Origin of the sequence: Mesorhizobium sp. M0678 (assembly GCF_040320505.1) — a bacterium.
GTDB lineage: Bacteria > Pseudomonadota > Alphaproteobacteria > Rhizobiales > Rhizobiaceae > Mesorhizobium.
This window is the reverse complement of the sequence record NZ_JAMYPT010000005.1, coordinates 83381-106853: the sequence shown is the minus strand read 5'-3', so window position 1 is coordinate 106853 and position 23473 is coordinate 83381. Positions and strand designations below refer to the sequence as shown.

General features: G+C 62.2%; 22 protein-coding genes and 1 pseudogene. 10 read left to right on the top strand and 13 right to left on the bottom strand.

Going from position 1 to position 23473, the window contains the following annotated elements; genetic code table 11:
- Positions 1-41: 41 nt before the first annotated feature.
- Positions 42-1235, bottom strand: a complete 1194-nt coding sequence (locus NKI29_RS11665; RefSeq protein ID WP_352571484.1) for an aq_1923 C-terminal domain — start codon at positions 1233-1235, stop codon at positions 42-44.
- 371 nt (positions 1236-1606) lie between these two features.
- Here NKI29_RS11665 and parC point away from each other — a divergent pair, with 371 nt between their 5' ends.
- Positions 1607-3859 (top strand): DNA topoisomerase IV subunit A, encoded by a 2253-nt coding sequence (parC, locus tag NKI29_RS11660; RefSeq protein WP_352700278.1) that lies wholly within the window; start codon positions 1607-1609, stop codon positions 3857-3859.
- A 249-nt stretch (positions 3860-4108) separates the two neighbouring features.
- Complete coding sequence (locus NKI29_RS11655) at positions 4109-5329, top strand: AI-2E family transporter (RefSeq protein WP_352621043.1); 1221 nt, start codon at positions 4109-4111, stop codon at positions 5327-5329.
- Here the strand turns inward: NKI29_RS11655 and NKI29_RS11650 are convergent.
- The 3 genes and pseudogenes from NKI29_RS11650 to NKI29_RS11640 all read right to left on the bottom strand — a co-directional run bounded on the left by NKI29_RS11650 (position 5317) and on the right by NKI29_RS11640 (position 7706).
- Positions 5317-6211, bottom strand: a pseudogene (locus NKI29_RS11650) (DMT family transporter). The gene NKI29_RS11655 and the pseudogene NKI29_RS11650 sit on opposite strands and share 13 nt — an antisense overlap.
- 121 nt (positions 6212-6332) lie before the next feature.
- On the bottom strand, positions 6333-7097 hold the full coding sequence (locus NKI29_RS11645; RefSeq protein WP_352456566.1) for an arginyltransferase: 765 nt from the start codon (positions 7095-7097) through the stop codon (positions 6333-6335).
- 138 nt (positions 7098-7235) lie between these two features.
- Complete coding sequence (locus NKI29_RS11640; RefSeq protein WP_352786384.1) at positions 7236-7706, bottom strand: RDD family protein; 471 nt, start codon at positions 7704-7706, stop codon at positions 7236-7238.
- Between the two features lie 211 nt (positions 7707-7917).
- On the opposite strand from NKI29_RS11640, the gene sthA reads away from it, so the two are divergent.
- The 3 genes from sthA to NKI29_RS11625 all read left to right on the top strand — a co-directional run bounded on the left by sthA (position 7918) and on the right by NKI29_RS11625 (position 11113).
- The gene (gene sthA / locus NKI29_RS11635) at positions 7918-9306 is read left to right on the top strand and encodes a Si-specific NAD(P)(+) transhydrogenase (RefSeq protein WP_352796298.1); all 1389 of its coding nucleotides are present in this window, start codon (positions 7918-7920) and stop codon (positions 9304-9306) included.
- A gap of 148 nt (positions 9307-9454) precedes the next feature.
- A complete protein-coding gene (locus NKI29_RS11630; RefSeq protein ID WP_352796296.1) occupies positions 9455-10663 on the top strand; it encodes an MFS transporter in 1209 nt (402 codons plus the stop codon).
- Between the two features lie 72 nt (positions 10664-10735).
- A complete protein-coding gene (locus tag NKI29_RS11625; protein ID WP_352621051.1) occupies positions 10736-11113 on the top strand; it encodes a VOC family protein in 378 nt (125 codons plus the stop codon).
- Between the two features lie 46 nt (positions 11114-11159).
- Here NKI29_RS11625 and NKI29_RS11620 read toward each other — a convergent pair whose 3' ends face one another.
- Complete coding sequence (locus NKI29_RS11620) at positions 11160-11816, bottom strand: alpha/beta hydrolase (protein WP_352783435.1); 657 nt, start codon at positions 11814-11816, stop codon at positions 11160-11162.
- 215 nt (positions 11817-12031) lie between these two features.
- On the opposite strand from NKI29_RS11620, the gene NKI29_RS11615 reads away from it, so the two are divergent.
- Positions 12032-13207 (top strand): OpgC family protein, encoded by a 1176-nt coding sequence (locus NKI29_RS11615; RefSeq protein WP_352590513.1) that lies wholly within the window; start codon positions 12032-12034, stop codon positions 13205-13207.
- Positions 13208-13229: 22 nt separating this feature from the next.
- On the opposite strand, the gene NKI29_RS11610 is transcribed toward NKI29_RS11615, so the two are convergent.
- On the bottom strand, positions 13230-14309 hold the full coding sequence (locus NKI29_RS11610; RefSeq protein WP_352786393.1) for a LacI family DNA-binding transcriptional regulator: 1080 nt from the start codon (positions 14307-14309) through the stop codon (positions 13230-13232).
- Positions 14310-14680: 371 nt separating this feature from the next.
- Between NKI29_RS11610 and NKI29_RS11605 the strand changes: the two genes are divergently transcribed.
- On the top strand, positions 14681-14824 hold the full coding sequence (locus tag NKI29_RS11605) for a hypothetical protein (RefSeq protein ID WP_023674473.1): 144 nt from the start codon (positions 14681-14683) through the stop codon (positions 14822-14824).
- A 69-nt stretch (positions 14825-14893) separates the two neighbouring features.
- Here the strand turns inward: NKI29_RS11605 and NKI29_RS11600 are convergent, their stop codons facing one another.
- Together NKI29_RS11600 and NKI29_RS11595 are read right to left on the bottom strand one after the other, a co-directional pair.
- Positions 14894-15265 (bottom strand): DUF423 domain-containing protein, encoded by a 372-nt coding sequence (locus tag NKI29_RS11600; protein WP_023674474.1) that lies wholly within the window; start codon positions 15263-15265, stop codon positions 14894-14896.
- Positions 15266-15318: 53 nt separating this feature from the next.
- Entirely contained in the window at positions 15319-16578 is a 1260-nt protein-coding gene (locus NKI29_RS11595; protein WP_023674475.1) for a multidrug efflux MFS transporter, read from the bottom strand.
- A 197-nt stretch (positions 16579-16775) separates the two neighbouring features.
- On the opposite strand from NKI29_RS11595, the gene NKI29_RS11590 reads away from it, so the two are divergent.
- On the top strand, positions 16776-17438 hold the full coding sequence (locus tag NKI29_RS11590) for a GntR family transcriptional regulator (protein ID WP_352571474.1): 663 nt from the start codon (positions 16776-16778) through the stop codon (positions 17436-17438).
- A gap of 96 nt (positions 17439-17534) precedes the next feature.
- Positions 17535-17792 (top strand): DUF982 domain-containing protein, encoded by a 258-nt coding sequence (locus NKI29_RS11585; protein WP_352755191.1) that lies wholly within the window; start codon positions 17535-17537, stop codon positions 17790-17792.
- 51 nt (positions 17793-17843) lie between these two features.
- On the opposite strand, the gene NKI29_RS11580 is transcribed toward NKI29_RS11585, so the two are convergent.
- Complete coding sequence (locus NKI29_RS11580; RefSeq protein WP_352449291.1) at positions 17844-18002, bottom strand: hypothetical protein; 159 nt, start codon at positions 18000-18002, stop codon at positions 17844-17846.
- Between the two features lie 113 nt (positions 18003-18115).
- Positions 18116-19159 carry an aldo/keto reductase gene (locus tag NKI29_RS11575; RefSeq protein ID WP_352796294.1) on the bottom strand — a complete coding sequence of 348 codons (1044 nt, stop codon included), beginning with the start codon at positions 19157-19159 and terminating at the stop codon, positions 18116-18118.
- Positions 19160-19439: 280 nt separating this feature from the next.
- Here NKI29_RS11575 and ppk2 point away from each other — a divergent pair, with 280 nt between their 5' ends.
- Entirely contained in the window at positions 19440-20360 is a 921-nt protein-coding gene (gene ppk2, locus NKI29_RS11570; RefSeq protein ID WP_352571473.1) for a polyphosphate kinase 2, read from the top strand.
- A gap of 49 nt (positions 20361-20409) precedes the next feature.
- Here the strand turns inward: ppk2 and NKI29_RS11565 are convergent, their stop codons facing one another.
- From NKI29_RS11565 to NKI29_RS11555, 3 genes are all read right to left on the bottom strand, one after another.
- Positions 20410-21057, bottom strand: a complete 648-nt coding sequence (locus NKI29_RS11565; RefSeq protein WP_352571472.1) for a dihydrofolate reductase family protein — start codon at positions 21055-21057, stop codon at positions 20410-20412.
- 400 nt (positions 21058-21457) lie between these two features.
- Positions 21458-22489 (bottom strand): porphobilinogen synthase, encoded by a 1032-nt coding sequence (gene hemB / locus NKI29_RS11560; protein ID WP_352571471.1) that lies wholly within the window; start codon positions 22487-22489, stop codon positions 21458-21460.
- 87 nt (positions 22490-22576) lie between these two features.
- On the bottom strand, positions 22577-23401 hold the full coding sequence (locus tag NKI29_RS11555; protein ID WP_352571470.1) for a DUF8605 domain-containing protein: 825 nt from the start codon (positions 23399-23401) through the stop codon (positions 22577-22579).
- Positions 23402-23473 lie beyond the last annotated feature (72 nt).

Below are 23473 nucleotides of genomic sequence, written 5' to 3'. Positions count from 1 at the left end.
CCGGCATCGCTGCCGGGCTTTTTGCTTGAAGCCTGTCTCGATCAGTCTTCGTTTGCTGTAACCGTCACGCCAAGCGTTTTCGGCAGGTCGAGCGGGTTGGACATGGCGCCCGCCATGATCAGTGCGAACGGCACCGCTGCCGGCGGCTCGGCCGAGACCTCGATGCTTTGCGGGTCGTCGAGGAATTTGTTGACCGCGGCCGAAACCTGCGCGGTCAGTTCCGGATTGTTGAGCTGCGCCATGCCGAAGGGCACGATCGCCTTGGCCTGGTTGGCGATGTCCTTGCCGGACATGCCTTGCTGCTTGCCGGCATAATCGAGCAGCTTTTTGGTCAGCGAATCGTCGTCGAAGCGGATCGAGGCGCTGTTGAACGAAAGCTGCTGCAGCAGCCCGAGCATGGCCATGCCTTGCGCCGAATTGTCGGCGCCTTCGGGCTGCGCTGCCATCTTCTTCTGCATCTCCTGCAGTGATTTGATGACGTCCAGCGTGTAGCCGCCGAGATCGAAGGTCATGCCGAGCGTGCCGGCATTGTCGACCGATATTTCGTATTTCGACAAGTCCATCCTGCCGTCGGTAGGCTGCCAGGTTCCTTCCATCTCAAGATTGCCTGATATGTTCTGGTAGCCGAGCGCGTTGATGACTTCCTTGGACTTCGGATCTTCGACCAGGGTCAGGTCGGCAGCGAATTTTTCCGTAGTGCCGGAAAACGCCATGGCCTTGCCGTCGGCCGGCGGCGTGATTGCGATGGCAAGCCCGTCCATCGAGAAAGCAGTTTTGTCAGCCACTTTGACTGTCATGTTGTCGAGCTCGGCCGATTTGTACATCATCAGCGAGCCCAGCGGACCGCTTGCGCCTTCGGCCGGAACCGTCATGTCGTGGATGACGAAGGGGCTGAGATTGAGCGTGACGCCATCTTCGCTGTGTTCGAACGGCGACGTCGATACGGTCGCGATTTGATAGCCGCCATTGGCTTCGGTCACACCTTCGAGCTTGACGTCGCCGATCTTGAGCGCCTCCTTTTCGGCCGCCGGTTTGACCGCTACGCCTTGCAGAACCATGCTGGAGGTGTCGCCGGTTACTCCGGTCCAGGAGAGGTCGACACCCTGCGCGGCGAGGGCAACCTTCAGCCGGTCGGCGACCGCGGTATCCTGCGCGAACGCCGCATTCAGCGGCAGCGTCAGCAAAAAGGTCGAAAAAGCCAGTCTTTTAATAAGTGTCGAGTGTCTGATCGTCATCGAGAGCTCCCCTGAGAGTGTCCTGAAATTCTTTTCAAATCGTCGCGTCGTCACCATTCGGTGACGAACTGGACCGGAAAAAGGCGGGCCTCGGCACAATGGTCGAAAATCGCGGCCAAAGGCAAACCCGATCCATCAGCCTTGCGATAGAAGCAGGATGTAACGGGTTGATGTTGGCCGGCGTCGTGACGCTTCCAATTCCTGTTGCATAATGGATGTCGCGCAAAAGTGTGCAGCGGGTTTTGCGATAACGGCATGTATCAAAACAAGGACCTAAAGCGTCGCATGGGGCCGGTCGAATGCGACTCGCTTTAGGAGGATGCATACCGGTGCCTCTTGCCGCGAATCACCCGCTCGGCTAGTGCCAGCCCATGGGAAAAAGGCTTTTGCCGCCCGAGAGTGGCGGCGGCGACAATATCGAGCCGGTCGATCTGAAGAAGGCGCTGGAAGAGCGCTATCTCGCCTACGCGCTGTCGACCATCATGCACCGGGCACTGCCAGACGTGCGCGACGGGCTGAAGCCGGTGCATCGTCGCATCATGCATGCCATGCGTCTGTTGCGGCTCAACCCCGACCAGGGCTTTGCCAAATGCGCCCGCATCGTCGGCGAGGTGATGGGCAAATTCCATCCGCATGGCGACCAGTCGATCTACGACGCGTTGGTGCGGTTGGCGCAGGATTTTTCGATGCGCTACCCGCTGGTCGACGGGCAGGGCAATTTCGGCAATATCGACGGCGATAACGCCGCCGCCATGCGCTACACCGAAGCGCGCATGACCGAAGTGTCGACGCTGCTGCTGGAAGGCATCACCGAGGACGCCGTCGATTTCCGCCCGACCTACAACGAGGAAGACGAGGAGCCGGCCGTGCTGCCCGGCGCCTTCCCGAACCTGCTCGCCAACGGCTCGTCCGGCATCGCCGTCGGCATGGCGACCTCGATCCCGCCGCACAATGCGGCCGAGCTCTGCGACGCCGCGCTTCACCTGATTGATCATCCGGATGCGCCCGTCACCAAGCTGATGGATTTCGTGCAAGGTCCGGATTTCCCGACCGGCGGCATCATCGTCGACAGCCGAGCCTCGATCCTCGAAGCCTACGAAACGGGTCGCGGTGGTTTCCGCGTCAGGGCGAAATGGAGCCAGGAGGACCAGGGGAGGGGCACCTGGAACATAGTCGTCACCGAAATCCCCTACGGCGTCCAGAAGGCCCGGCTGATCGAAAAGATCGCCGAGCTCTTGATGGCGCGCAAGCTTCCGTTGCTCGAGGATATCCGCGACGAGAGCGCCGAGGACATCCGCGTCGTGCTGGTGCCGAAGAGCCGCTCGGTCGATCCCGGCATCATGATGGAATCGCTGTTCAAGCTGACCGAGCTCGAAAGCCGCTTTCCGCTCAACATGAACGTGTTGTCGCGCGGCAAGGTGCCGAACGTGCTGTCACTGAAAGGCGTGCTCAAGGAGTGGCTTGAGCACCGCCGCGACGTCTTGATCCGCCGCTCCAAGCACCGCCTCGGCGAGATCGAGAGGCGGCTGGAGATCCTCGCCGGCTATCTGATCGCCTACCTCAACATCGACGAGGTGATCAGGATCATCCGCGAGGAGGACGAGCCCAAGCAGGTGATGATGGCCCGCTGGTCACTCACCGACACCCAGGCCGAAGCCATCCTCAACATGCGGCTGAGGGCGCTGCGCAAGCTCGAGGAATTCGAGATCCGTGAGGAATTCAACGGCCTGAGCGGCGAGAAGAAGCAGATCGAGGCATTGCTCGCATCCGACGCCAAACAGTGGGCGACGATCAAGTGGGAAGTCGCCAGCATCCGTGAGAAATTCGGACCGGAGACCGAGATCGGCAAGCGCCGGACCGAGTTCGCCGATGCGCCCGAACATGACCTGACCGATATCGCCCATGCCATGATCGAGCGCGAGCCGGTCACTGTCGTCGTTTCGGAAAAGGGCTGGCTGAGGGCCATGAAAGGTCATCTGACCGACCATTCGGCCCTGACCTTCAAGGAAGGCGACAGCCTCAAGCTCGCCTTCCACGCCCAGACGACCGACAAGGTGCTGGTCTTCACCACCGGCGGCAAGTTCTACACGATCGGCGTCGACCGGCTGCCTGGTGGGCGTGGCCACGGCGAGCCGATCCGCATCATCGTCGACATGGACAACGACCAGGATATCGTCACCGCCTTCGTCCATGATCCCAAGCGCAAGCTGCTGCTGGTGTCGCATGACGGCAACGGTTTCATCGTGCCGGAAGAAGAAGTCGTCGCCAACACCCGCAAGGGCAAGCAGGTGATGAACGTCAAGGCGCCCGACGAAGCCCAGCGCTGCGTGAGCGTCGCCGGCGACCATCTCGCCATTGTCGGCGAGAACCGCAAGATGCTGGTATTCCCGCTGGCCGAGATCCCGGAGATGGGGCGCGGCAAGGGCGTGCGCCTGCAGAAATACAAAGATGGTGGCGTCCTCGACCTCAAGACCTTCACGCTCGCAAGCGGCCTGTCCTGGCAGGATTCGGCAGACCGCACCTTCACCAAATCGCGTGACGAGCTTGCCGAATGGATCGGCGCCCGCGCCTCGGCCGGCCGCATGGTGCCGAAGGGCTTTCCGCGCACGGGCAAGTTCGGGTGAAGCGGTAATCTCCCCCCCTGAGGGGGAGATGGCCGGCAGGCCAGAGGGGGTCCCCGCGCATGAAGCGCCAGCCTCCTTTGTTCGTGGTAAGGTCGCGTCAGGACGTCCCGACCCCCTCTGTCGCCTTCGGCGACATCTCCCCCTCAAGGGGGGAGATTAGCAGCTCCACCCAAACATTTGGAATGTCGTCACGATTGCTGCACTATATCAGGGCATAAGCGATACGATGGGCCAGGGAGAGGTAGCCGCTTGAAGGAAGTCAGGATCCAGAAGCCGGAGCGGCAGCAGCGTCTGTTTGGCCTGTCGACGCCGCTCAGGGCCGCTGTCATTCCGCCGCTGTCGGCGGCGCGCTGGCTCCTGGTGCTGATCGTTGCCGCCGGCGTTTATTTCTTCCACGGCTTCCTGTTCCCGGTTCTTGCCGCCCTGGTTATCGCCTTCGCCAGCTGGCCGCTCTATCGGCGGCTGCTCGCCGGCGTCGGCGGCAACCGCACCATCGCTGCGACGCTTGCGATCTTGTTCATCCTGACCTTCCTGGTGGTGCCGATCGCGCTTGCCGGCACCTACGCCATCAATGAGGTGCGCGAGTGGGTCAACTGGGCGATAGAGACCAACCGCTACGGTGCGCCGACGCCGCACTGGATCGCCACCATGCCCGTGGTGGGCGAATGGCTCAATGAACAATGGACGGTCAACGTTGGCCACCCCGGCGGTATCGGCGAACTGATCCAGCTGATCAGTGGCGCCAATATCGGCAGCATCTATCGCGGCGTGCTTGCCGCCGGCGGCAGCGCCTTCGGCCTTTTGCTGACGCTGCTATTCATGATGATCGCGCTGTTCTTCGCCTATCGCGACGGCGAGCATTTCGCCGGACAGGTCGATCGCCTCGGCGAACGCATCCTGCCGGCCAGATGGGAACGGATCTCACGCGTGGTGCCTGCGACAATCTCCTCGACGGTGACCGGCATGACCGTTATCGCCATCGGCGAAGGGCTGGTGCTGGGTATCGCTTACTGGTTGGCCGGCGTGCCGTCGCCGGTGACGCTCGGCGCGCTGACCGGCATCATGGCGCTGATTCCCGGCGGCGCACCGCTGTCCTTCACGCTGGTGTCGATCTATCTCGCCGCCAGCGGCTCGCCGATGGCGGGGCTGGCGCTGTTCATCTGGGGCGCGGTCGAACTCTTCATCGTCGACAAGACATTGCGCCCGAAGCTGGTCGGCGGGCCGATAAAGCTGCCCTTCCTGCCAACCTTTTTCGGCCTGATTGGCGGCGTCAAGACAATGGGCTTTCTCGGCCTGTTCATCGGCCCGGTGCTGATGGCCCTGCTGGTCGCAATCTGGCGCGAATGGCTGCGCGAAGTGGAACTGACCGATGAGCTCGCTGCCGCCGAACCGGCGGAGCACGATGACGCACCGCCGCAGATCGAAATTGTCGCCGGACGCGCCGCCGCGAAAAAGAATCAGGCCGGGTGACTGACGGCGAACGTGGCGCGGCGCTTGCGCCCCTCGTGCAACTGCCAGAGCGAATGGCCGATCAAGGTCATGATGAGGATCGCGCCGCCGATCAGGCTGTTGCCCGACGGTGTTTCGGCGAAGATCATCCACACCCAGACCGGCGCCAGTACGGTTTCAAGCAGGTAGAACATCGCCACCTCCGGCCCGGAGATGTATTTCGGGCCGTTGGCGAGGCAGAAGAACGAGATCGGCATGATGACGGCACCGTTGAAGACGATCCACCATGGCGCGTTGACGTGAAAACCCACCTTGGAAACCATCAGGGTGGCGACGGCCAGCGGCAGGACCACTCCGATCAGCGCGGTGAAGCCCATATCCTTGCCGCTGGCGCGCGAGATGGTGATGGCCGCGGCGATCATGAAAGCCGAGCATAGCGCCATCAGGTCGCCGAAGAGATGTCCGGTTCCAACGGAATCGCCGACAATGATCGTCACGCCGACGATCATCAGTGCCAGCGCTGCAAGCGTCAGGGGCCGTGGCCTCCTTCAGGAACAGCCATGACAAAAGGCCCGCGAACATGGTTGTGAACGCCAGGATGAAAACGAGATTGGCTGTCGAGGTATTGTAGACACCGGTGATGAAGGCGATCGAGCCGAGCCCGTAGAGGCCGGCAACGATGAGCCCTGACCAGCCCGGCACAAGCTGCGGTGCCTTTGCGCTCAGCGAGCGCCAGGCGGCCCAGATGATAAGCGTGGCGACGAAGGTCGTGCCGGTGCGCAACAGCAGGATCGTCCACGCCTCGCCGTCGGCGAGCCGGATCAGCGGAATGTCGACGGTCAGCGTCAGCCCGCCGATGGCGGTGATCAGAAGGCCTCTCTGGTGGTCGTTGTGGGAAGACATGCGGCAATTCTCGCGTAGGCTTGGAGGCGCAAAATTGACCGCCCGGTTTTCCAGCCGATCGGCCGGAAGCCCAGCGGCATCCTCCTCGAAACAATTTAAGAGTGAATACCGAAAGCGAAGATCAGCGCGAAACCGCTTCGTGATTGTAGCGTTCCCAGCCTTTCGGGCCGAGATGCTCCTGCGGCTGGAAGCGCATCTTATAATTCATCTTGCGCGAGCCGTTGACCCAGTAACCCAGGTAGACATGGGGCAGGCCCATCGCCCTGGCGCGGGCAATGTGGTCGAGGATCATGAAGGTGCCGAGCGAACGGTCCTCGAAGTCCGGGTTGAAGTAGGAATAGACCATCGACAGGCCATCGGCCATCTTGTCTGTGAGCGCCACGGCGATAAGCTCGCCCTGGCCCTTGCCGGTGATGAAGCTGTCAGGTCCGCGGCGACGGTATTCGATGACCTTGGTGTCGACATGGGTATCCTCGACCATCATGGCGTAGTCGAGCACGGTCATGTCTGACATGCCGCCACGGCGGTGGCGGGCGTCGAGATAGCTGCGGAACAGCGAATACTGTTCGGTGGAGGGTTCGGCGTCGTGCATGGCGCCGACCAGATCCGAATTATGCTGTATGACCCGTTTCAAGTTGCGGCTGGCGGTGAATTCCTGCGCCAGGATGCGCACCGACACACAGGCGCGGCAGGTCTCGCAGGCCGGCCTGTAGGCGATGTTCTGCGACCGCCTGAAACCGCCCTGCGTCAAGAGATCGTTCATCTCGGGGGCCTTGTCGCCGACCAGGTGTGTGAACACCTTGCGCTCGAACTGGCCCTCGAGATAGGGACATGGCGAGGGCGCGGTCAGAAAGAACTGCGGCGACTGGGTCGGGTGCTGCGTCATCGAGCCTTGGAAACACTCCTGCGAATCGCTCTACCTTTGGCGCGGACGCCGAAAAATTCAACAGGATTGTGAAAGCCTGGTTGATTGGACGTCTTCACATTTGTGCGCAAAGGCTGCGGCCGCGCTTCAAAAGTCTGCTCAGCGGCCGCTGCGGCTGACGACGGTGCCGAGCAGCAGGTCGTGCAGCGTGCGCTTGCGGTCGGAAAACAGGCTCACCAGCAGGACCAGCGGCGAAAGGATGACATTGCCGGCCCAAAACAGCACCGAATGCACGACGGCGGTCAGCCCGTCGATGCGGCTGCCGTCGAGCCGGTCGAGCCGGATGCCCATCATCTTCATGCCGGTGGTGGCCTGGTCTTTACTGCCGAGCGTGTTCCAGATGTAGAGGATGGCGACGGCCGGCACGAGTATGGAAAACAGCATCCAGCCGAGGCCGAGCGTCAACAGCCCGAACAGGAACACCAGGATCGCGAATGGAATGGTGAGCAGCGCGACGATGAAATAATCAATGACGAAGGCGAGAATGCGCCGCGTGCGCACGCCTTCATAGGCGCGGACGTCTTCGAGCCTGCTGGTGATGATATCGCCGTCGAGAACGCGAGCGTTCATGTCATTTCCTCGTAATCGAACCCGGGTTAATGCACGGGCCGCATGTTGATGAAATGGTGAAGGTTCGCGGCGGAATCAAGATCGAGCCTTTGGCCGCCGTGTAGATGGTGACGGAGTGCCTGGGGCCGTCTGACTTGTTGAATTCATGGCGCGGATAGCGTTAGTTTGCTGCGGCGCAACAAAGCGCGCCGAGCCGAGGGGACGGGGCGACATGGACTACGACATGCTGGTCATCGGCAGCGGCCCATCCGGGCGCCGCGCCGCGGTGCAGTCGGCCAAGCTCGGCAAGTCGGTGCTGGTGGTCGACAGAGGCCGGCGTCTCGGCGGCGTTTCGGTGCATACCGGGACCATACCGTCGAAGACGTTGCGCGAGACGGTGCTCAACCTCTCAGGCTGGCGTGAGCGCGGCTTTTATGGACGCGGCTACCGCGTCAAGCAGGACATTTCGGTCGGCGATCTGGTCGAGCGCTTGCACAAGACGCTCGACCATGAGGTCGAGGTGCTGCAGCACCAGTTCATGCGCAACACGGTCAAGAGTGCGCGCGCCGCGGTAAAATTCCTTGGCCCCAACAAGGTCAGCCTGACCACCGACACCGGCGACTACAGCGAGGCTGGCTTCTCCCATGCGCTGATCGCGGTCGGCACCCGGCCGCACCGGCCGCACGACGTGCCGTTCGACAAAACACGGATTTTCGACAGTGATGAGATGCTGGAGCTCGATCGCCTGCCGCGCACGCTGACGGTGATCGGCGCCGGTGTTATCGGTGTCGAGTATGCGACGATCTTTTCGGCGCTCGACGTGCCGGTGACGCTGGTCGAGCCGCGCAATACGATGTTGGATTTCGTCGACCGCGAGATCGTCGACGACTTCATCCATCAGATGCGCGACCGCGGCATGACCATCCGCTTGGGCAGTGCCTTCAAGGAGATCGCCTCGAAACCCGATTACGCCGAGGTGACGCTGGCCGACGGCCGCACCATACGTTCCGAGATCGTGCTCTATGCCGCAGGGCGTACCGGCAATGTCGGCAGCCTAGGGTTGGAAGCGGTCGGCATCGAGGCCGATTCCAGAGGCCGCATCAGGGTCGATCCGCAGACGTTCCAGACCAGCGCGCCCAACATCTATGCCGCCGGCGATGTCATCGGCTTTCCGAGCTTGGCATCGACCTCGATGGAGCAGGGCAGGGTGGCCGCCTGCCATGCCTTCGGCGTGCCCTTGCCGCCGCCGCCCGAAACCTTTCCCTACGGCATCTACGCCGTGCCGGAAATCTCCACGGTCGGGCAATCCGAGGAGCAGGTGCGTGAGAGTGGTGCCGCCTACGAGGTCGGCGTGGCGCGGTTCCGCGAGACATCGCGCGGCCACATCATGGGCGTCAACACCGGCTTCCTGAAGCTTCTGTTCTCGATCGAAACACGCCGTCTGCTCGGCGCCCATATTGTCGGCGAGGGCGCGACCGAACTCATCCACATTGGCCAGGCGGTCATCAATCTCGGCGGCACCGTCGACTTCTTCGTCAACAACACCTTCAACTATCCGACGCTGGCCGAAGCCTACAAGATCGCCGGGCTGGACGCCTGGAACCGCATGGGGCGGGCGTAGACCATGATCCCGAATCGAAGGACCGCGTGGGCACCGGTTTTGCTGCGCGGACCTTCGGGATGGGGCAGGACACTCAGCAGTGGCGCATTGCAACCGACATGGTAGCCGTTGCGTTTCAGCCAAACGGATTGCCGAACAGGGCAAAGCAATGACTGGGCCAGCGCCAAGGAAAACCTTCGCCTGGATTTCCCGAAACACGGTGCTTCTGGCGCTGGCGAGCCTGTTTGCCGACATTTCGACCGAGATGCTTTATCCGATCCTGCCGATCTTCCTAACCCAGACCCTGCACGCAAGCGGGAGCGTCGTCGGTCTGGTCGACGGAATCGCCCAGGCGACGCAGAACATCGTGCAAGGTTTTTCGGGCTGGCTCTCGGACAGGCTTCAGAAGCGGAAACCGATAGCCCTCATTGGCTATTTTCTGGCCTCTATCGCCAAACCGCTGATCGGCGTGGCCACAGTGTGGCCGATGGTCCTGGGCGCGCGGTTTGTGGATCGGCTCGCTGCAGGTTTCCGGTCCGCTCCGCGCGACGCGCTCCTTGCTTCGTCGGTGGCCGACGAGCACCGAGGCAAAGCATTCGGCCTAGAAGGCATTGGCGACAATCTGGGAGCGTTTCTGGGGCCACTGCTCGCGGTGCTGCTTCTCATCGCGCTCAAAGTCGATATCCGCTGGATCTTCTATCTCGCGCTCATTCCCGGTCTCCTCGCCTTCCTCATGGTGGTGTTGGTGCACGAGCAGCCACTGGCCGTAGCCGCAAAGGCCAAGATCGACGTCAATCTGCGGCAGTTTCCCAAAGCCTATTGGATCTATCTCTTGGTGACAGCTCTCTTCGGCATCGGCAATTCGAGCAATGCATTTCTGATTCTGCAAACACAGGATATCGGTGCCTCTTTGGAGGCAACCATTCTTATCTACGCAGGCTTCAATCTCGTTGCGGCGCTGATTTCCTACCCGGCCGGCTTTCTATCGGACCGCTTCGGCCGCAAGGGCGTGTTACTGTCGTCCTTCGTCATCTTCCTGATCGCCTATCTCGGCTTCGTCTTGACCCGGAACATCTATCTGATCGGGCTGCTTTTTGCCTTCTACGGGTTCTATCAAGGCATCTTCCGCTCAGTCGGCAAGGCATTCGCCTCGGACTTCGTGCCGCAAGAGCTGCGTGCCAGCGGCATCGGCTGGTACAGCACCACGGTCGGCCTGCTGGAACTCGCGGCAAGCGTTGTCGCCGGACAGCTCTGGGATCGTGTAAGCCATGAGGCGGTGTTCATCTACGGCGCTGTCTTCGCCGTGGTCGGCAGTGCTGGTCTGCTTGCCCTGATCCCCTGGCGAACCGACGGTCATAGTGTGTCGGCGGCGTCGTAGTGCTGCCGGGGCGTTGCCGATGATGAGCAGCCTTTAATAAAACGTTCTACTCAAACTGAAAGGTCCCCGGTCATGACGCCCGTCAGTGTTCGCTATATTGTCGACGATGTCGCCGCTTCCATCGATTTCTACGTGAAGCATCTGGGCTTTGCCATTGAACGGGATGCGCGGCCGGCTTTCTGCTCGGTCACGCGCGGCGATCTGCGGCTTCTGCTGAGCGGGCCGGAGAGCTCGGGCGCACGGGCGATGCCGGATGGCCGCCGGCCGGTGCCGGGAGGGTGGAACCGCATCCTGCTGGTGGTGCCGGATCTGAAGCAAGAGGTTGCGCGCCTGAAGGGCGCCGGGCTCGCCTTCCGCAACGATATCATCAACGGCGTCGGCGGCTCGCAGACCCTGCTCGAAGACCCGTCCGGCAATGTGATCGAGCTATTCCAGCCCGCCGCACACTGACATTCGATGGTCGGGCCCGCGTTGTGCGTGCGCTCAATCCGCTCGTTCAGCGGTTGCCTGACCCCGCCAGCCACTGCCTGACGATTTCAGCATCCGCGTCGCCGATTTCATGGCCGGAGGCAATGGTGTGGGTCTCGACCTTGGCGCCATGCGAGCTCAGTAGAGCGGCCAACACCGGCGCGAATGGCGCGTAGGTCAGGTCGGCGGCGCCGGCGACGATCAGAGCCCGCGCCTTCGACATGTCGGCCGGCGGCACCTCGTCGAGCACCGGCATCGGACGCAGCAATGCAGCGCGCTCGATGAGGCCCGGATGCAGCAGCATGACGCTTGAAACCAGATTGGCGCCGTTCGAATACCCGAGAAAGGTCGCGCGGCGGAGATCGGGGCTGTGGCGCTTCGCGACGCCGGCGACGAAGCCTGCAAACGCATCTGCCTCCGCGCGGATACTTGCCTGCTCGAATCGCGTCGGGGTGATTCGCGTGAACCAGCGGAAACCGTCCTCCTGAGGGATGCGGCCACGGACCGTAACCAGCGCCGCATGCGGCGCGATTTGCCGACCAAGCGGCAGCAAGGTCGTCTCGTCGACACCCGATCCATGCAACAGGAACAGCCAGTCACCGGGTAAATTGGCGGATCGATGGAGCCGGTAGAAAAAGCCTGAATTCTCCTGCAAAATACCGTCTTCGAGGCTTTGCTCGGCCATAGTCACATCCTTTTGATTCCGCGTTACTTTCGTTAATTTGCCGGCTTCAAAACGGAATATTTTCAAGCTCCGCGAAAGTTGATTGAACCGGGCGCATTTCAGTCCGTTTCTTTGCCGATATAATCCCCGCGGGGGGATCGAAGCAGTGTGCGCCGGGTGGTCGCCCGAGGGATCGCATGCCGGGCATGAACAACCAGCTTTAAGGCCTTTTATCGATGACCATGCCAGTTTCGCCGGAACGCGATACGCGTATTGATGTGTTCCGGGCTCTCGCCCTCCTGACCATATTCGTCGACCACGTGCCGGGCACCGTGTTCGAAACCCTGACCTACAAGAATTTCGGGTTTTCAGATGCGGCCGAGGCCTTCGTGCTGATCTCCGGCATGTCCGTCGCTCTCGCCTACGGCACTAAGTTCCAGCCGGGAAACCGGCTGATTGCAACGCTGAAAATGTGGCGCCGCGCCGGTGTGCTCTATGTCACCCACATCGTCACGACGATGGTGGTGATGGCTATCTTCTGCGCGGCGGCGGTGTTTGCGAAACGGCCGGATCTTCTGACGCTGATCAACATCGAGCCGCTCGTCAGGAACCCGCCACAAGTCCTGGTCGGCATCGTCACGCTCGGCCATCAGCTCGGTTACAACAACATACTGCCGGTCTATGCGGCGCTGCTGTTGATGGCGCCGGTCTTCCTGCTGTTCATCAGCTACCGGCCACTGGCGGCGCTCGCAGTATCCGCAGCCCTTTGGCTGATTGCCGGAATCTACCAGATCGCGCCGCCGAACTACCCGGAGCCCGGCTTCTGGTTCCTCAATCCGCTGTCATGGCAATTGCTGTTCAATATCGGCATGGCCAGCGTGTTGCATGTGCGGCGCGGCGGCACCATCCCTGTCAATCGCTGGCTGGTCGGCGCGGCCGCCGCCTATGTGCTGACGGCACTCGTCTGGGTGCACAGCCCGCTGTGGGGGCATGTGTCGTGGCTCGACCTGCCGGTGGTGCTGACCGGTTTCGACAAGACGTTCCTGTCGTTGCCGCGGCTGCTGCACATCCTGGCGATGAGCTATCTGGTTGTCGCCTTGCCTTTCGTCTCGAACCTGTTCCGCACCGGCCGCGACAATCCGCTCGCCATATTGGGCAAACGCTCGCTGCCGGTTTTCATTGCCGGCACGGTGATTGCCATGGCGGCGCAGGTGATGAAGCTGGTCAACCCGGGCGGCTTTGCCTATGACAGTCTGCTGCTCGCCGCCGGCATCGCCATGCAGTTCGCGCTCGCCTTCTATCTGGAATGGCTGTCCGCTATCGGCTGGTCCGGCAAGGGCAAGCCGGTCCGCAACGAGGCGTCACCGGTCCGTCCATCCTTTGGCATCGGTCCGATGGCGGCCAATCGATAAGATTTGGAGCCGATCTGCCCAGTCAACCTGTGCCTGGCGGCGGCCCGGACGACGCCCTGACGACAAGTTCGACATCGAGCGTTTCTCGCCGCACCGTGCCGTCGAAGTCGAGGATTCTTCGCGCTGCCCGGCGGCCGATCTCGGCGATCGGCTGGGCGATGGTGGTGAGCGGAGGCTCGCAAATTGCGGCTTCAGGCACGCCGTCGAAGCCGACGACGGAAACATCGCGAGGAACCGCGATGCCCCGCGCGCTGAGCCATTCCAATGCTTCCATCGCGACCCGGTCCGACATCGCCAGGATGGCGGTCGGCGGTTCTGCCGAGGCGAAGAGGGTTTCGAGGCCGGCCTTTGTGCTGGCCTCATCGTTTTCAGTCTCGTAGACCGGCACCTTGGCGGTATCGACGCCGAACCGGGAAAGCTCTTCGAGATAGCCGAGGAGGCGGTCACGGGTTCCTGTATAGACTGCGGTCCGGACCTGCTCGGGCGAGACAAGTCCGGTGCTGTCGTCGGCGAAGGCCAGCGACAGCACGGCGAAGCGGCGATGTCCAAGTTCCGCCAGATGGCGCGCCGCGAGCCGGCCGCCGGCAACATTGTCGACGCCGATCGCGGAGACCGTGGCGTCCTGCGAGCCGAGCTCGAGCGCGACGAAGGGGAGCTTGCGTTCGCGCGTCAGCTCGACGAGGCGCGGACCGCCCTCGATGCAGAACAGGATGAAGCCGTCGACCAGGGCGCTCTGGATATTCCAGGCAAGTTTTTCCTCGTTGCCGGCCGACACGAGGGCTATTCCCGCGCCGGTGGCGTCGCATGCCTCCGAGATGCCGGCCATCATCACGCGCGCAAAGGGGTCGTCGAAGAAATAGGACAGCGGCTCGGTTGTGGCGACGCCGATCGCATTGACCTTGCCGGCGCGCAGCAGGCGGCCCTTTGGATCGGGGCCGGCGTAGCCCAGCGCGTCGGCCGCCGCCTTGACCCGCTCGCGGACTTCCTCGCGTACGATTTCGGGACGGCTGAAGACATTGGAGGCAGTGCCGTGTGATACGCCCGCGGCTTTGGCGATGTCCGCCAGCCGGATGGGCCTCCTGCCTTCGGTGAGTGATGCCATTTGTTTGTCTCCGGGACTCCGGTCCAACAGTATCGCCGACTACCTAACACCTTCGTTGGATCGATTCAAATTTTTGCTTGACATTTGTGGTGCGATGCGTATTCTTTGAATCGATCCAAGAGCGTTTTTCGTCCCCAGATTGGATCGATACAAGAGGAGAGCGCCATGCACCCCGTCAATTATCTGTTCGAGGACATTTACCGGAACGACTGGAGCATCCGTTCGAGCGCGGAGGCCCGGAAGCGGCGAGATAGGACCGGTCCGTGGATTCGCGACCTGGGTTTCCTCGTAGGACGCAAGCGGAGCTGATCGGTGGCCTATTTTTGTGCCCGCTGATTGGATCGATTCAAAAAACTAGAGGAGATTAAACCATGCACCCGATCAAGCATCTGTTCGAAGACATCTATCGCAATTATTGGGGCATCTCGCCGGCCACCGAACGGCCGGAGCGGCGGCGTGTAGTCAAGACGACCAACAGCGATGGCCAAGTCCGGCCCGAACGTCCGCGAGACTGAGCTGGCAAAACAGAGCTCGTGGATCGAGGGCGGCTGGCGAAGGAGCAGCGGCGGCCATTGGTTGCCGCATCAATGGCGGCGCGGGCGCACCAGCGCCGAGGCGGCCATCATCAGCCAGCCGCCGATGAGCAACGTGCCGCCGATCGGCGCCGACATCGGGAACAGCCGCGAGCCAAGGAAGTCGCGGGCCAAAAGATCTCCCGAGAATAGCAGAAGCCCGACGAGAAGGATGAGGCTTCCGGTTCGCAGGATGCTATTGCCACCGAGCAGCCCGACGGTAAGGAAGACCGGCGCATGCAAGAGCAGGAAGGATGCGGCCGTACCGACGAAAGCGCCGCCGAGATGTGCCGCCGCCGCCGAAAGCGCCACGCCGGTTGCGCCGCATAGGCCGCCGGCAAGAACCAGAATGCGGCCGCCTGCCGCGTGTTCATCCGTGCTCATTTCCACGCCTCCGTGATTCCTGGCGACCGCCTGAGATAGTGCCGCGAACCGTGTCAGGATTTGCCGGCTTCCGCCAGCATGTCGCGTTCGCGGCGCGACTGGACCAGCCAGTTATAGGCCGCTCCGCCCGCCATCAGAATGGATGTGCCGAGAAACACCGAGCGCATACCGAAATGGCCGCCGGCGAAGCCGCCGAGCAACGGTCCGGCGACCTGCCCGACATATTGCGCCGAGATCGACAAGCCCAGCACGTTGCCGCCGACCCCGTCGGGCACATTGTGGCGGATGACGCTGGTGATGCAGGGCAAAAGACCGCCAAGCGCCAGGCCCATCAGGAAACGCAGGCCGACGAGCTGCCAGCCCTGGGTAACGAAGGCCTGCGGGATCAGCAGCAGCGCCGAGACGGCGAGTGCGGCAACGATGACGTTCCAGTGGCCGATACGGTCGGCGAGCTTGCCGAGCCGCGACGCCGACAGGATGGCGCCTAGCGCTGCCGCGGACATGACGATGCCGGAGACCAGCGTGACCTGGCTCTGATCTTCGATGAGCTGCTGGACATAGACGGTGATGATCGGCTCGATCGACATGGTGGCGAAACTCAACAGCATGCCGGTCGCCAGCATGGCGACGACGGGGCGCTTGTCGGGAATCTGCGACCAGCCGTCTTTCACTTTTTCTTCTGACGCGGCCTTGGCGGCAACCGGGCGAGGGGCCTCCTTGATCAGCAAGGTGGTTGCCAGAAAAGCCAGGAAAATGACGCCGCCGGCGAGCAGGAATGTGGCGCGGATGCCAATCAGCGGCGGCAGCGCGCCGCCAAGCAGCGGACCGACCAGGGCACCGGCCGTGATTCCGGCCGACAGCACGCCCAGCGCCCAGCCGGAGCGATCCTTCGGCGTCTGCATGGCAACCAGGATGGTCGAGCCCGAAGAATAGCCGCCGGCAAAGCCGATCAGCAGGCGCAAGAGCACCAATTGCCAGACGGTCTGCACCATGCCGGTCAGCGACATACACAGCGCCATGCCGAAACTGGCTCGCACCAGCATCAGTTTGCGGCCGTAGCGGTCGCCTAGCCGCCCCCACAGGGGCGCGACCAGCGCGGCAGCAAGGAAGGTGGCGCCGTAGGCGATGCCCGACCACTGCACGATCGCCGCATGGCCCTCGGCGCCCAGCTGCTCGACGTAAAGCGGCAGGAAGGGCAACAGCAGCGTCATCGCTACAAGCGTGCTGAACGAGCCGGCAAAACACACGGCGAGATTGCGGCGCCAGTGGACGTTGTGCGTGCCTTGCATGGCGAGGGCGGCGTCTTGCGGCATGTCATGTCCTGTCCGGCCAGCTTGCATGAAACTTGCTACGGATACCAATTTGGGATACCAAACTGGTATCTGTCATGAACGCAAGCCCCGTCGCTGTCAATGCGGGCCTCTCAAATATGATCGACAAAGGCCGGCGTGATCGGCCAACGCCGGCCAGTGACCCGATTGCCGGAACAAATGACCTGAACGGAACGCCAATGTCGCAGATGCAGAACGTCGAAAAGCAGCTTCGCGAGATGATCCTCGGGCTCGAGATCGGTCCCGGCGAGCGGCTGACGGAGCGCTGGGTCGAAAGCCGCTTCGGTGCATCGCGCACGCCGGTCAGGGCGGCATTGCTGCGGCTCGAGACTGAAGGCCTGATCTGCCGCGACGGCCGCGGCTGGACGGTCTCGCCCATCAATCTTGCTGAACTCGAGCAGATCGCCGTCTATCGCGAGGCGGTCGAGGTCGCGGCACTCAGACTAACTTGCACCTTGCAGGACAGAAGTGCCGTCGAAATCATCGAGGCGATGCTCGATTCTTGCGACGACAAGACGCCGCGCGAGGAATGGCATCGCGTCGGCAGGGATTTTCATATCGAGTTGGCGCGTCTATCCGGCAACGAGTTCCTGTTCAGAGCGGTTCGCGACGTGATGACACGCCTGTCGCGCGCCCGCTGGCTCGAGGTTCGCGACGAGGCAGCGCTCGGCCGTGCCTGGGCCGAACACCATGCCATTCTGTCGGCGGTGCGGGCCGGCGATGCCGATAGCGCCGCCCGCCTGCTTTCGGCCCATATCATCGGCAGCCGCGACCGGCTGGTGACCTCGCTGCGCAACGACCGGCGCGGCCTGCGCGCCCGGGGATTTGCCGTCGTCGCTTGAGTGAGGATCGGCTGCCATTGATCACGAAAAGAGCAGATGAGCGAAGAATGCTACTTTCGGTCTCGCTTCGCAAATGCCGATGGCGTAAGAGCAGCGATGGAAAACAACCGATTTGACACACCCGTGACCGTCAAGGGCGCGGCGGGAAGCAATCAGTTCTTGCGTACGGCCCGCGAGGCTTCCGACTACCTCCTCAACAATTGGCCCGGCAAGCGCAGCCCCAAGCACCGCGAAGCGTTGCAAGCCTGTCATGATGCGCTGGCCGGCGACAAGCCGGCCATGAACGCAAGACGGGCCTTTATTGCCGCCGCGCGTGAAGTGAACGTCTTCGTCAGCGACAAGGCGCCCGCCTGAGGCATAGCGGGATTTGACCGAGGCCCGGACCGCCTGACAGGCCGGGCGTCATCACTCGGTCGTTTCGGTTTTGGTTTGGGACTCGCTCTCGCCCTCGGGCTTCGATCGCTCCTTGGCTGCGACCTTGGCAGCCTGCTTTTCCGCCTTCTTGGCAGCCTTCTGCCGGTCGCGTTCCTTGCGTTCCTGACCGTAGTTCGGTGCTCGTGCCATATCGTTTCCTTTCATTGTGCTTGGCCTTTGCCTAGGAGCATTGGACCGCAAACACAACACCGCAAGGCACGATCGGGCTCCATATCTCGGCGCAGTCCGGAGAGCCCGGCTTTTCAGGCGCCGTCGCGGTCGAGGACGAGATCGGCCGGCCCGAACCGGTCCTTTGCCGTGAATTGCTGGTGCCAGTAGGGATAGAGCACGGGCGGCCTGCTGACCACGTCGAGGCGTGTGCGCTCCTCATCGCCAAGCACCAGGCTTGCAGCGGCGATATTGTCTTTGAAATGCGCTTCGGTTCGTCCGCCGATCACCAGCGAGCTGACGGCGGGCCGGCCGAGCAGCCAGGCAAGCGCCACCTGCGCCGGCGACACGCCGTGGTTATTGCCGATATCGATCAGCGTGTCGACGATCCGCCACAGCCGGTCCTCGTCGCGGATCGGCGGTTCCGACCAGCCGCTGAGCTGGCGGGCGGTCGGCTGGTCACGGTGGTATTTGCCGGACAGCAACCCGCCGGCAAGCGGGCTCCAGACCAGCACGCCGAGCCCCTGGTCGACCGAGATCGGCAACAATTCATACTCGGCCTCGCGCGCTTCCAGCGTGTAATGGATCTGCTGGGTGACGAAGCGCGGCTGGTGCTGACGGTCGCTGATGCCAAGCCCCTTCATAACTTGCCAGCCGGAATAATTGGAGCAGCCGACATAACGGACCTTGCCCTGCGCGACCAGCGTGTCGAGCGCGGCGATGGTTTCCTCAAGCGGTGTCAGGCCATCCCACTCGTGCAGGAAATAGATGTCGATGACATCGGTCCTGAGGCGCTTCAGGCTCCTCTCGCATTCGCGGATCAGATGGTAGCGCGACAGGCCTTCATCATTGGGGCCTTTGCCGATCCGCATGCGCGCCTTGGAGGCGATCAACACGTCGCCCTTGCGCTTGCCGCCGAGCGCCTCGCCGATGATCTCTTCCGACACCCCGTTCGAATAGACGTTGGCGGTGTCGATGACATTGACGCCGGCATCGATGCAAAGGTCGATCATCCGACGCGCCTCGTCGAGGTCGGTCTTGCCAACCGCCGAAAACGCGCCGCCGCCGCCGAATGTCATGGTGCCCATGGTCAGGGTCGAAACCTTCAGCCCGGAACGGCCGAGAGTGCGGTATTCCATGTCGTATCCTCACGATTTATCGGGAAAGGGCGTTGCAAACGACAGCCCCTCAGTGAACCGGGCATTTGTAGGATAATTCGTTCCGCTTGTCGCCCGCCCCGCAGGGCAAGCTCGATCACATCTTGCGGATTGAACGCACAGCCAGCGCAGTAGTGGCTGCAATAAAACCGTCATTGCCGACCTATACTAACATCGGTCCAGCGCTTCGATTTCCGGCCGCCGGGCCGGGCGGCAGAGCGCCTGACAGCGGCCGACAAGGCCTGTAAGCGGAGCAGCGCAAATGACCGAGATAAAACAGAATTCCCCGGCCAGGGACTGGCTGGAAGCGGAACTCGCCGACACGCTCGACGAAGATTATGAGCTGGAAATCTCGGAGCCGGCGCTGTCGATGGAGATCGCCAAGATCTACAAGAATGCGCATCCGCCATCGATCGACCGCCTGCAGTATTTTCGCAATCTCATCACGCTGCAATCCGAATTGATCAAGCTACAATCCTGGGTCGCCTATCACAAGAAGAAGCTCGTCGTGGTCTTCGAGGGCCGCGACTCGGCGGGCAAGGGTGGTGTTATCAAGCGCATCACCCAGAGGCTTAATCCGCGCATCTGCCGCGTCGCAGCACTTCCGGCGCCGACCGAGCGCGAGAAGTCGCAATGGTATTTCCAGCGCTACGTTCCGCATCTGCCGGCCGGCGGCGAGATCGTGCTGTTCGACCGCTCCTGGTACAACCGCTCCGGCGTCGAGCGGGTAATGGGCTTTGCCCAGCCGGATCAGGTCGAGGAGTTCTTCCGCGACGTTCCGGAATTCGAACGCATGCTGGTCCGCTCAGGCATTACGCTTGTCAAATACTGGTTTTCGATCACCGACGAGGAGCAGCAGATGCGCTTTTTGATGCGCATCCATGACCCGATGAAGCAATGGAAACTGTCGCCGATGGATCTCCAGTCGCGCGTGCGCTGGGAGCAGTACACCAAGGCCAAGGAAGAAACGTTCGCCCGCACCAATATTCCGGAAGCCCCGTGGTTCATCGTCGAGGGCAACGACAAGAAGCGGGCACGGCTGAACTGCATCGACCATCTGCTCAAGCAGATGCCCTATGAGGAGGTGCCGCACGAAGAGATCACACTGCCGGAGCGCGTCTTCAATCCCGAATACGAGCGCCAGGTACTGCCGCGCGAACTGTATGTGCCGGAGAAGTACTGACTAAAGCGGCGAGGAAGGCGGCGCCTCCATGGCGGCGCCCTGCAACAAGCTAGGTGCGCTCGATGATGACATGCGTGGCCTTCGGCGTCGCGACCTGCTCGCTGCAGCGATAGCCGAGCTTGGGCATGTCGATGCCGGCAAAAAGGCTCTCGCCGGCGCCTAGCAGGACCGGTGAGATCGCCAGATGCATTTCGTCGATGAGCTTTTCCTTGAGATATTGCCGGATCGTAGAAACGCCACCGCCCAGCCGTACATCCTTGCCGTCAACCACTGCTTTCGCCTTCTCCAGCGCTGAGTGGATGCCGTCGGTCACGAAATAGAAGGTCGTGCCGCCCTCCATGACAATGGGATCACGTGGATGGTGCGTGAGCACGAAGACCGGCACATGGTAGGGCGGGTTGTCACCCCACCAGCCTTTCCAGCTGTCATCCGGCCATTCGCCGCGGATCGGCCCAAACATGTTGCGGCCCAGGATCCACGCGCCGATATTTTTGAAGCTGCGCGCGGCGAACGCCTCGTCAGTGTCCGTGGTCCCGCCATCCTTGCCGAGGACCATCTTGCGGAAGGTGCGGGTGCCGAACATCCATTCGTGCAGGGCTTCCCCGCCAACACCCAGCGGGTTCTTCAGGTCTTGGTCGGGACCGGCGCCGAAGCCGTCGATCGACAAGGTGAAAGCGCTGACGCGAAGTTTGGACATGAGAGCCTCCTCGATAACCAATTGTGAGATGCAAGCAGTTATCGGGGTAGCTTAACTGATTGCATTTTGCAAGCGGTATTTTGAATCGCCGGCGGGGCAATCGCTTCCAAATCATGTTGGAATAACTAATCTCAATGTCGGCGCCGCCCGTCATCCGCCTGCCGGCAGCTTCTCCCTGTATAGTGACGGGGAGAAGGGGCTGGCCGCAACGTCGATATTTTTGCAACGCTGGAGATTGGTGAAATCTTTTACGAACGCGTCTTTCTCCCTGCCACTTTACGGCGAGAAATGCCCGGCAGGGCAACGAGGGGCAGCGTAAACTTGAAGCGATGTCCTGCGGCGTTCCATGTCGCGCTTTGGACGAACGAACACTACTCGATGTAGACGCTACAAAGGCGCATCACCCCTTGAGCATCGCCGCCACTTCGGGCGCAAAGTAGGTGAGAATCCCGTCGCAGCCGGCGCGCTTGAAGGCGAGCAGCGATTCCAGCATCGCCTTTTCGCCATCGATCCAGCCATTGGCGGCGGCGGCCTTGATCATCGAATATTCGCCCGAGACCTGATAGGCGAAGGTCGGCATCTGCAACTCGTCCTTGAGCCGCCGGATGATGTCGAGATAGGGCAGGCCGGGCTTGACCATCAGCATGTCGGCGCCCTCGGCGAGATCCTGCTCGGCCTCGCGCACCGCTTCGTCGGAATTGGCGTGGTCGATGTAATAGGTCTTCTTGTCGCCCTTGAGCAGGCCGGCGGTGCCGACCGCCTCACGATAGGGGCCGTAAAAGGCGGATGCGAACTTGGTCGCATAGGACATGATCGCCACATCCTGAAATCCATTGGCGTCGAGCGCATCGCGGATGGCACCGATCCGGCCGTCCATCATGTCCGAGGGGGCAATGATGTCGGCCCCCGCCGCCGCCTGGATGACTGCCGCCGCCGTCACCTGCTCCACCGTTTCATCATTGACGATAATGCCCTCGCGCAAGATGCCGTCATGGCCATGCGAGGTGAAAGGGTCAAGCGCGGCGTCGGTGATGATGCCGATCTCCGGCACCGCGTGCTTGATGGCGCGGGTGGCACGGTTGATGATGTTTTCCGGATCGAGGATATGCGAACCGGTCTGATCGCGCAGGCCGAGCTCGACATTGGGGAAAGTGGCGATCGCCGGAATGCCAAGTTTGGCCGCTCGCTCAGCCTCCTTGACGGCGAGGTCGAGCGACAGGCGGAACACGCCGGGCATGGCGGCAATCGGTTCGCGCACTTGTCTGCCGTCGACGACGAAGATCGGCCAGATCAGATCGTCGACCGACAGCCGGTTCTCCTGGACAAGGCGGCGCGACCAATCGGCCTTGCGCATGCGCCGCAGCCGCCGGCTGCCGGTGATCTCGTCGACGCTGCGCGCGCCGGCAGGCTTTGCAGGGGTGAATTTGTTCATCGCAAAAACTCCGGATCGGGCGGCTTTTACCACGAGCTTTCGCTGCTGACCAATGCGACACGATTGTGCCAGCGGTCCTGTCGGGCGCTATTCTGGTTGCCCATTGCCCGATAGGATCTGCGCAGCACCCCGCATGGCGACGCGGAATGCCTCGTCGAAGCTGACGCCGCGCACTTGCCAATTGTAGCTCTTGCCATTCAAGGCAAGCCGCCAGTCGGCTATCCAGCCCAGTTCCTTGTCGCTCCAGACGATACTGCCGGCGAGCGCCTGGTCGGCTCCGGCCTTCCTGGCAAGCTGGTCCAGCGTCGTGATATCGGCATGGCGCAGGGCCTGGTCGTTAAGCTTTGAGGCCGATAGCAGCGACGCTTCGGGAAACACAATCCGCATGACCAGCGGACCGGTGGTGTTGACGAACGATTCGCGCATCGCCGCCCCGCGCTCATCGTCGGCGGTCAGCACGAACTGCCTTGTGCCTTGCTCCGCCGCCAGGAAAATTACCAGGCGTGGCCGCTCGCCAAGCCATGGTTTGCTGCCGAGCGTGGCAAGCACCGGATCGATAACGTCAGGCCTGTACAGACAAGTGAGATCGTGCGGCCGGTCATGGGTGCCCTGTTCGTCATGGACCGGAATGCCTTCGAGACGGTCGCGATAGCGGAATTCGGCAACGAAGCTGCCGGCCTTGTCGCGCAGCGCCGCCATCTCAGTTCTCTTCGGCAGCCGCTGATCGCCGGACACACGAACCAGCACCGCATCGAGGCAGGCCTTGAAACCGATCTGCCTGTTGACCTCGCCCTGGCCGGTGACGATGGTCTGCGATTGATAGAGCTCGTCGACGGTTCCGGCCGATACGGGAGGAGCGTTCGCAGCGATCAGGCCGACCACCACAACAGCAAGGCGCGGCAACCAAGGCATGGTTCAACCTTCCGGTTCAAAGCGCCAGCATTAGCACTGGGTGACGCCGACGACCATGCAGCGGATTGGGCG

Coding starts and splice junctions, on each gene's coding strand:
- NKI29_RS11665 (WP_352571484.1), bottom strand. CDS start 1,235: ATGACGATCAGACACTCGACACTTATTAAAAGACTGGCTTTTTCGACC.
- parC (WP_352700278.1), top strand. CDS start 1,607: ATGGGAAAAAGGCTTTTGCCGCCCGAGAGTGGCGGCGGCGACAATATC.
- NKI29_RS11645 (WP_352456566.1), bottom strand. CDS start 7,097: ATGACGCAGCACCCGACCCAGTCGCCGCAGTTCTTTCTGACCGCGCCC.
- NKI29_RS11640 (WP_352786384.1), bottom strand. CDS start 7,706: ATGAACGCTCGCGTTCTCGACGGCGATATCATCACCAGCAGGCTCGAA.
- sthA (WP_352796298.1), top strand. CDS start 7,918: ATGGACTACGACATGCTGGTCATCGGCAGCGGCCCATCCGGGCGCCGC.
- NKI29_RS11630 (WP_352796296.1), top strand. CDS start 9,455: ATGACTGGGCCAGCGCCAAGGAAAACCTTCGCCTGGATTTCCCGAAAC.
- NKI29_RS11625 (WP_352621051.1), top strand. CDS start 10,736: ATGACGCCCGTCAGTGTTCGCTATATTGTCGACGATGTCGCCGCTTCC.
- NKI29_RS11620 (WP_352783435.1), bottom strand. CDS start 11,816: ATGGCCGAGCAAAGCCTCGAAGACGGTATTTTGCAGGAGAATTCAGGC.
- NKI29_RS11615 (WP_352590513.1), top strand. CDS start 12,032: ATGACCATGCCAGTTTCGCCGGAACGCGATACGCGTATTGATGTGTTC.
- NKI29_RS11610 (WP_352786393.1), bottom strand. CDS start 14,309: ATGGCATCACTCACCGAAGGCAGGAGGCCCATCCGGCTGGCGGACATC.
- NKI29_RS11605 (WP_023674473.1), top strand. CDS start 14,681: ATGCACCCGATCAAGCATCTGTTCGAAGACATCTATCGCAATTATTGG.
- NKI29_RS11600 (WP_023674474.1), bottom strand. CDS start 15,265: ATGAGCACGGATGAACACGCGGCAGGCGGCCGCATTCTGGTTCTTGCC.
- NKI29_RS11595 (WP_023674475.1), bottom strand. CDS start 16,578: ATGCCGCAAGACGCCGCCCTCGCCATGCAAGGCACGCACAACGTCCAC.
- NKI29_RS11590 (WP_352571474.1), top strand. CDS start 16,776: ATGTCGCAGATGCAGAACGTCGAAAAGCAGCTTCGCGAGATGATCCTC.
- NKI29_RS11585 (WP_352755191.1), top strand. CDS start 17,535: ATGGAAAACAACCGATTTGACACACCCGTGACCGTCAAGGGCGCGGCG.
- NKI29_RS11580 (WP_352449291.1), bottom strand. CDS start 18,002: ATGGCACGAGCACCGAACTACGGTCAGGAACGCAAGGAACGCGACCGG.
- NKI29_RS11575 (WP_352796294.1), bottom strand. CDS start 19,159: ATGGAATACCGCACTCTCGGCCGTTCCGGGCTGAAGGTTTCGACCCTG.
- ppk2 (WP_352571473.1), top strand. CDS start 19,440: ATGACCGAGATAAAACAGAATTCCCCGGCCAGGGACTGGCTGGAAGCG.
- NKI29_RS11565 (WP_352571472.1), bottom strand. CDS start 21,057: ATGTCCAAACTTCGCGTCAGCGCTTTCACCTTGTCGATCGACGGCTTC.
- hemB (WP_352571471.1), bottom strand. CDS start 22,489: ATGAACAAATTCACCCCTGCAAAGCCTGCCGGCGCGCGCAGCGTCGAC.
- NKI29_RS11555 (WP_352571470.1), bottom strand. CDS start 23,401: ATGCCTTGGTTGCCGCGCCTTGCTGTTGTGGTGGTCGGCCTGATCGCT.